The organism is Actinacidiphila oryziradicis (assembly GCF_005047355.1).
Taxonomy (GTDB): domain Bacteria; phylum Actinomycetota; class Actinomycetes; order Streptomycetales; family Streptomycetaceae; genus Actinacidiphila; species Actinacidiphila oryziradicis.
The window spans coordinates 163,130-170,747 of sequence record NZ_SUMC01000014.1 but is presented as its reverse complement, the minus strand read 5'-3'; the positions used below and the strand labels follow the sequence as shown (position 1 = coordinate 170,747).

The window sequence follows — 7,618 nt, the reverse complement described above, 5'->3', positions numbered from 1 at the left end:
GTGCAGATACGATGGCTCAAGGCCGTGCGGGCCCCTCTTGACGTCACAATCATGATCGTCTCGCACGGCCGTTTGCATGCTCAGACCGGGGTCTCAGCTACCGCGCACGACGTCGTTAGGGGGGAGCGCCGCGCGAGACCGCCGGTGCGGACGCGATACGTGAAGGAACCGATATGCGAAAGTGGCAATACGTCCCACTTGCCGGAGCGGCCGCGGTGATGCTTCTGGCCACAGCGTGCGGGGCGCAGAACACCCAGGCGAACGGCACCAACCTGGTCCAGCCGGCGGCCGGTACCGCTGCGGCGACCGCGCCGAGTGTGGTCGCGAGCACGGCAGGCACCACCACGCAGGCCGAGACCGCGGGCGAGCTGGCCGTCAAGGCGGACGCCAAGCTGGGGTCGATCGTCACTGACAGCGCGGGGCGGACCCTCTACCGTTTCGACAAGGACACCCCGAGCCCGTCGGCGTCCAACTGCAACGGTGACTGCGCTGTCACCTGGCCGCCCGTCCCGGCCAACGACGCCACGGCGTCCGCCAGCCTCAACCCGGACCTGGTGGGCTCGGTCACCCGCGCCGACGGCACCAAGCAGCTGACGTTGGACGGCTGGCCGATGTACCGCTTCGCCAAGGACACCGCGCCCGGTGACACCAACGGCCAGGGCGTGGGCGGCACCTGGTTCGCTTCGGCACCCGACGGCAAGAAGGCGGGTGTCTCGCGTCCCGAGCTCGGTGTCCTCAACAGCCCGACGCTGGGCAAGGTCCTGCAGGACAAGAACGGCAAGACGATCTACCTCTTCACCAAGGACACCCCTTGGCCCATGAAGACCGCCTGTGATGCCACCTGCCTGCAGAAGTGGACGCCCGTCGCACCGGTCGACGTGGCGGCGGCGGTCAAGTCGGCCGGCATTTCGCCGACGGCCCTCTTCACCTTCAACAACCCGAACGGCGTCAAGCAGGAGGCCTTCAACTGCTGGCCCGGGTACACCTTCAAGGGTGACACCGAAGCCGGCCAGACCAACGGCCAGGGCGTCGGCGGTGTCTGGTTCGCCATCACGCAGAAGATCACGGTCGACAAGGGCAAGACCAAGCCTGCCGCCACGGGGACGGCCGGCAGCTCGACGTCTACCACGACCACCGCTACCTCTTCCGCCTCGACCAGCAGCTCCGGCACCGGCGGGTACTGAACAGACCGCAGGGCTCCGCGCCCCCGGTACCGGTCGGCGGACCGGTACCGGGGGCGCGGTTTGTACTCTTCGTCCGTGGCACCGATTCCCCCCGCTGACAGCGTGCCAGACTACTCACGGCAGAGGCGGTAGGAGGAGGCGGGCAGGTGGTGGATGCCAGGCGCGGCGGCTCTCCGACCGTTCTGCGCATCGTGGTCGGCAAACAACTCGAAGAGCTGCGTAAGAAAGCCGGATTCTCGTACGAGCAGGCCGCCGAGGCGATCGGTATGAGCCACGCGACCGTCCGCAGAATGGAAGCGGCGAAGGTCGCCAGGCTGAGGCCGCCGGATGTCGAAATGCTGCTGCGGACCTACGGGATCACCGACCAGGGCGAGATAGACGCGTTCGTGGGCGTGGTGCGCGAGGCCAACCGGCCCGGTTGGTGGCACACCTACCGCGATGTCATGCCCAGCTGGTTCAGCGCCTTCCTCAGCCTGGAAGAGACAGCTCACTACATTCGTGCCTACGAGGCTCAGTTCGTCCACGAACTGCTCCAGACCGAGGACTACGCCCGCGCCCAGCTGACCGCCGAGGCGCCGCACGCCCCCGCGGATGTCACCGAGCGCAGGGTCGCCCTCCGTATGCAGCGTCAGGAACTCCTCACCCGCGGGCATGGGCCACGCCTGTGGGTGGTGATGGATGAAACGGTACTGCGGTGGGCGGTCGGCGGCCCGGACGTCATGCGCGACCAGATCGACCATCTCATCCAGGTCTCGGCACTCCCGAACGTCATCCTCCAGCTCATGCCGTTCTCCGAAGGCCCGCACCCGGCGACCCGGGCAGGGTCGTTCCACTTCTTCCGCTTCAAGGTCCCGGAGCTTCCGGACGTCGTCTACAGCGACAACCTGGCACGTGCCGTCTACCTCGACAAGCGGGAGGACGTCACCGCTTACCAGGAAGCCCTGGACCGGCTGTGCGCACAGGCCGCGCCGCAGGACAGGACCCAGGTCCTGCTCGGTGGCATCCGCAACAAGCTCTGACCCGGAATCGCACTGATGAAATGGAGGGTCGCATGTCCGAGAACGGATGGTCGGCCAGCGAGATCCACACCAACGTGGCCCACTCCGCACGCATATATGACTATGTTCTGGGCGGCAAGGACAACTATCCACCCGACCAAGAAGCGGCCGAAGCGATGTCCCGGGAATGGCCCGCCCTGCCCATCCACATGCGCGCCAACCGGGACTTCATGCACCGGGTCGCGGCCTACCTCGCGCAGGAGAAGGGCATCCGGCAGTTCCTGGACATCGGCACCGGCCTGCCGACCACGCCCAACCTCCATGAGGTCGCCCAGTCGGCCGCCCCGGAGTCCCGGGTCGTCTACGTCGACAATGATCCCATCGTCCTCACCCATGCCCGGGCCCTGCTGGCCAGTGCCTCCGAGGGCAGGACGGCCTATATCGATGCCGACATGCTCGACCCCGAGACGATCCTCAACTCCCCGCAGTTCCGCGACACCCTCGACCTCGACCGCCCCATCGCGCTGACGGTGATCGCCATCGTCCACTTCGTCCTGGACAAGGACGATGCCTACGGGATCGTCAAGCGCCTGCTGGAACCACTGCCTTCGGGCAGCTACCTGGCGATGTCCATCGGGACGGCGGACTTCGCCCCCGACGAGGTCAACCGGGTCGGCCGCGAGTACGCCGCCCGCGGCATGCCCATGCGGCTGCGCACCCTGGCTGAGGCCGAGCGGTTCTTCGACGGCCTGGAGCTGGTCGAACCCGGCATCGCCCAGGTCCACCGCTGGCACAACGACCCCAAGGAGATCGCCAAGATCAACGACGCTGACATCGCCATGTACGGAGGCGTCGCCCTCAAGCCCTGACCCGCGCCGGACGGGAGGCCGGTGCCGCGCGCGTCGGGCACCGGCACCCGCCAAACGTGTGTGCGACTGCTCTCATTCTCCCGGCTGTTTACACCGCCGGAACAGACGGACCCATGGGTTCGGTCAGTCTGAGCAACAGAAGCGGACCATGGGGTGCCGGCGATCGGCCAGCTGGCGAAAGACCTCAACACGAGCGCGCAGAAAGTGACCTGGACGCTGACGGCGTACCTCGTCTCGGCGGCCGTGCTGACGCCGGTGCTGGGCCGGCTGGGCGACATGTTCGGCAAGCGCCGGATGCTGGTGATATCGCTTCCGGTGTTCGCGGCCGGTGGCGCGCTGGCCGCGTTGGGCGGGAATCTGGGCCAGGTGGTCACCGGCCGGGTGCTGCAGGGCGCCGGGGGCGGAATCTTCCCGCTCTGCTTCGGCATTGTCCGGGACGAGTTCCCGGCGAAGCGGCGGCCCGGCGCGGTGGGACTGGTGCCGGCGATCGCGGGCATCGGCGGCGGCCTCGGAGTGCTGATGGGCGGGCTGCTTGTCGACCACGCCTCGTACCACTGGATCTTCTGGTCGGGTGCGTTCGACGACCGCGTCCTGGTCGACGCGCTCGCGCAGGGACGGTGCTGCGCGGCGGCTGCGCCAGGCAGCTGGCCCGGCTGGGCGAGCACGATCCGGCCGCGTGGCGCCGGTACGGCGGCATCGTCATGAATGCCCTGCGCCCCTGAGGCCGCGCAGCCGTACGGCGGTCAAAAGCGCCCGGTAACCGGAGTTCATGCTTCGGATGGCGCTGTCCGGGGCTGCGAGCCGCTCCCGGCACCGGGAGGAGCCGTCATCCTGCGGGACCGGGACCGGGACCTCAGGCCGCGACGCTGTGCAGGTGGCCGGCGAGCCAGCGGTCGGCGCTCTCGCGGCCGAGCCGGATGTACTCCGCGGCGCGCCGGAAGTCGAGCGGATTGGGTCCGGGCAAGCTGGGTGACGGGAGCATGTGCACCTTGCCATGGGCGGCCGCGAGGTCGCGCACCGTCGAGCGCTCCAGCATTCGCCCCAGGGTGCGGATCAGGACCGGGACGGCGCCCGTGGCCGGGGCGGCCGGGGCGGGGGTGAACGTCGCGGGCAGTACATAGCTCGTGGTGGCCCCCAGCGCCTCGGCCTGGAGAACCGGAACGTCCGCCGACACCCCGCCGTCGACCAGCAGCCTGCCGTCCCGCCGGACCGGGGGCAGGATGCCCGGTAGTGACGAACTGGCGAGCAGGGCCTGGAGGGCGGAACCCTCGGAGAGCACGACGGGGGCGCTGGTCGTGGCGTCGGTGGCGACCACATAGACGGGGATCACGGCTTCCCCCAGGTCGTGGATGTGAAGGCCGCGCTCGATCAGCGCCCGCAGGCGGTCGGGGACCGCCAGACTGTTCGAACGGCCTGTCAGGCCGGTGATCAGTGACCGGGCGCTCAGGTGGAACACATCGCCGCGCCGGATGCTCGTCCACAGCCGCTCCAGCTCGTCCAGGCCTTCCGGGGTGGGGTTCTGGGCGAAGGCGACGGCATTGAGCGCGCCCGCGGATGTGCCTACGACGAGGTCCGGGCGGATGCCTGCGGCGGTCAGCGCCCGCAGCATTCCCACCTGTGCTGCGGCGAGGCTGGCGCCTCCCTGGAGTACAAAGGCGACCGTCACAGGGTGCCCCCTTCGTCTTCCGGGCCGAGTACCCGGGATTAATCGGAGGGTAACCTCCGTTCACTGCGGAAGGCAACCCGGTTTTGATGAGGTATGTGTCTCACCTACCCCGGAAATAAACGGAGGATGCCATCCGATGATGATGTGGAACGGCAACTTTGCTCGAAGGCGCGGGTCCTTCGGGGTGAATCAGGAGGCGGGTATGGGACCGCAATCCCCAAGCGAGGACAGCGGCACCGCAACGGTCACGGCCGACGGCCCGACCACCGGAACGGCCCCTGACCGCCCCCCGCGCGCCTCGCGGCCGCGTCCGGCGGGACGGACACAGTGATTCCCGCTCATCTCGTCGAGACCGCCGGCGTGTGGTCCTACGTCCTGGTCTTCGCCCTCACCGCGGGGGAGACCAGCGCTTTCATCGGGATCGTCCTTCCCGGTGAGACCCTCATCCTGCTGGCGGCCGCCCTCGCCGGGCGGGGACTCCTCGACCCCGTGGCGCTGACCGCCGCCGTAGTCGTCGGAGGCATCGCGGGGGACAGCCTCGGCTACGCCCTCGGGCACTGGTACGAGCACCGGCCGGGTGCCCAGTGGCTGCGCCGCCGGGCCCGCCCCGGCAGCCGGACGGGGCGGGCCCGGGACTTCCTGGTCCGCCGTGGGGGAGCGGCCGTGTTCACGGGACGGTTCGTGGGCTTCGTCCGCTCCTTTCTGCCTTTCGCCGCGGGCGCCCTCGGTATGCCGTACCGGCAATTCCTGCCCTACAGCGCGTCGGCCTCGCTCGTATGGGGCACTGGGAGCGTCCTGGCCGGTTACTTCCTCGGCTCCTCCGCCGAGCGCCTGCTGAGCACCGTCGGCGTCGCGGGTGCGACGGGCGTCGCCGCGGCCGCTGCCATTGCGGCCGGGCTCCTGATCGTCCGCCGGATACGCCGCCGGACGCGCCGCCGGAGCCAGGCGGCGACGCGTCCGGCGGTGGCGCGGCCCTTCGACCGGGCCGCCTGACCCCGCCAGTAAACCCCGAGCGGTGCGCTTCAGGCGGCCAGGGTGTCGAGGATCTGCTGGCCGTACTTGGCCAGCTTGTTCTCGCCGACGCCGGTCACGGTGCCGAGTTCGTCGAGGGTCGACGGAGGGGCGGCCGCGATCTCGCGCAGGGTCGCGTCGTGGAAGATCACATACGCGGGCACGCCCTGCTCCTTCGCGGTGGCCGCGCGCCAGGCGCGGAGCGACTCGAAGACCGGCATGGCCGCCTCGGGCAGATCCACGACCGCGGCGCGCCCGGGCTTCCCGGTCTTGGAGGCCTTCGCGGCCTTCGCGGGCTTCGCTGCCGCCGCTGCGTCTCGCCGCAGCGGTACCTCTCGCCGCCCGCCCAGCACCTCCGCACTGGCGTCGGTGAGCACCAGCGTGCCGTAGTCGCCCTCGACGGCCAGCAGGCCCTGGGCGAGCAGCTGGCGGGCGACGCCGCGCCATTCCGCCTCGCGCAGATCGGCACCGATCCCGAAGACGCTGAGGCCGTCGTGGTCGAACTGGATGACCTTCGCGGTCTTCTTGCCGAGCAGGATGTCGATGATCTGGCCCGCCCCGAACTTCTGGTTCCGCTCGCGCTTGAGCCGGACCACGGTGGACAGGAACTTCTGGGCGGCGATCGTGCCGTCCCACGACTCGGGGGGCGTCAGGCAGGTGTCGCAGTTGCCGCACGCGTTGCTCTCCTGGCCGAAGTACTCCAGCAGCCGCACCCGGCGGCATTCCACCGTCTCGCAGAGGGCCAGCATGGCTTCGAGGTGAGCGGCGAGGCGGCGGCGGTGGGCGTCGTCGCCCTCGGAGGTGTCGATCATCTTGCGCTGCTGCACGACGTCCTGGAGACCGTAGGCCAGCCAGGCGGTGGAAGGGAGGCCGTCGCGGCCGGCCCGGCCGGTCTCCTGGTAGTAGCCCTCGACGGACTTGGGCAGGTCGAGGTGGGCGACAAAGCGCACATCGGGCTTGTCGATGCCCATGCCGAAGGCGATGGTGGCGACGACCACCACGCCGTCCTCGCGAAGGAAGCGGGACTGGTTCGCGGCCCGGACGCGGGCGTCGAGCCCCGCGTGGTACGGAACGGCGTCGATACCTTCTCGCACCAGGAACTCGGTGGTCTTCTCGACCGAGGCGCGGGACAGGCAGTAGACGACGCCCGCGTCACCGGGGTGCTCGGCACGCAGCAGCTCCAGCAGTTGCCGCTTGGGTTCGTTCTTCGGCGCGATGCGGTATTGGATGTTCGGGCGGTCGAAGCTCGCCACGAAGTGCCGGGCGTCCTGGAGCTTCAGCCGGGAGGCGATCTCGGTATGCGTAGCCTCGGTGGCCGTCGCGGTCAGGGCGATCCGGGGCACGCCGGGCCAGCGTTCGTGCAGTGTGGACAGCTGGAGGTAGTCGGGCCGGAAGTCGTGACCCCACTGGGCCACGCAGTGCGCCTCGTCGATGGCGAACAGTGAGACCGTGCCCCGCTCCAGCAGCCGCAGTGTCGCCTCGACCCGCAGCCGTTCCGGCGCGAGGTAGAGCAGGTCCAGCTCACCGGCGAGGAATTCGGCCTCGACCAGCCGCCGCTCGTCCATGTCCTGCGTGGAGTTGAGGAACCCGGCCCGGACCCCCAGCGCCCGCATCGCGTCGACCTGGTCCTGCATGAGCGCGATCAGTGGCGAGACGACGACACCGACGCCCTTCCGTACGAGCGCGGGGATCTGGTAGCACAGCGACTTGCCGCCACCGGTCGGCATCAGGACGAGCGCGTCGCCGCCGTCGACCACATGATCGATGATCTCCTGTTGGTCCCCCCGGAAGGAGTCGTAGCCGAAGACGCGGTGCAGCACTCGCAGCGCGTCGCTTACCTCGGGGGCGCTTCCGGGTGCGGTCACCCGGCGATTCTACGAGAAGCCGGGG

At 69.6% G+C, this 7,618-nt stretch carries 7 protein-coding genes; 5 read left to right on the top strand and 2 right to left on the bottom strand.

Translation table 11 applies throughout. From position 1 onward, the window contains the following. Positions 1 to 173: 173 nt before the first annotated feature. From FCI23_RS17505 to FCI23_RS17490, 4 genes are all read left to right on the top strand, one after another. Entirely contained in the window at positions 174 to 1,184 is a 1,011-nt protein-coding gene (locus tag FCI23_RS17505; RefSeq protein WP_136724826.1) for an SCO0930 family lipoprotein, read from the top strand. A gap of 146 nt (positions 1,185 to 1,330) precedes the next feature. Beyond that, complete coding sequence (locus FCI23_RS17500) at positions 1,331 to 2,203, top strand: helix-turn-helix domain-containing protein (RefSeq protein WP_136724825.1); 873 nt, start codon at positions 1,331 to 1,333, stop codon at positions 2,201 to 2,203. A 32-nt stretch (positions 2,204 to 2,235) separates the two neighbouring features. Continuing rightward, on the top strand, positions 2,236 to 3,051 hold the full coding sequence (locus FCI23_RS17495; protein WP_136724824.1) for an SAM-dependent methyltransferase: 816 nt from the start codon (positions 2,236 to 2,238) through the stop codon (positions 3,049 to 3,051). Positions 3,052 to 3,204: 153 nt separating this feature from the next. Beyond that, positions 3,205 to 3,756: an MFS transporter gene (locus FCI23_RS17490; RefSeq protein WP_136724823.1), complete on the top strand. Its 552-nt coding sequence runs from the start codon at positions 3,205 to 3,207 to the stop codon at positions 3,754 to 3,756. 148 nt (positions 3,757 to 3,904) lie between these two features. On the opposite strand, the gene FCI23_RS17485 is transcribed toward FCI23_RS17490, so the two are convergent. Beyond that, a complete protein-coding gene (locus tag FCI23_RS17485; RefSeq protein ID WP_136724822.1) occupies positions 3,905 to 4,717 on the bottom strand; it encodes a patatin-like phospholipase family protein in 813 nt (270 codons plus the stop codon). Positions 4,718 to 5,044: 327 nt separating this feature from the next. On the opposite strand from FCI23_RS17485, the gene FCI23_RS17480 reads away from it, so the two are divergent. Then, positions 5,045 to 5,710, top strand: a complete 666-nt coding sequence (locus FCI23_RS17480) for a DedA family protein (RefSeq protein ID WP_136724821.1) — start codon at positions 5,045 to 5,047, stop codon at positions 5,708 to 5,710. A 29-nt stretch (positions 5,711 to 5,739) separates the two neighbouring features. On the opposite strand, the gene recQ is transcribed toward FCI23_RS17480, so the two are convergent. Then, a complete protein-coding gene (gene recQ / locus FCI23_RS17475) occupies positions 5,740 to 7,593 on the bottom strand; it encodes a DNA helicase RecQ (protein WP_136724820.1) in 1,854 nt (617 codons plus the stop codon). Positions 7,594 to 7,618 lie beyond the last annotated feature (25 nt).

Bases quoted from the DNA above. Each gene is read 5' to 3' on its own strand.
- FCI23_RS17505 (WP_136724826.1), top strand. From the start codon at position 174: ATGCGAAAGTGGCAATACGTCCCACTTGCCGGAGCGGCCGCGGTGATG.
- FCI23_RS17495 (WP_136724824.1), top strand. From the start codon at position 2,236: ATGTCCGAGAACGGATGGTCGGCCAGCGAGATCCACACCAACGTGGCC.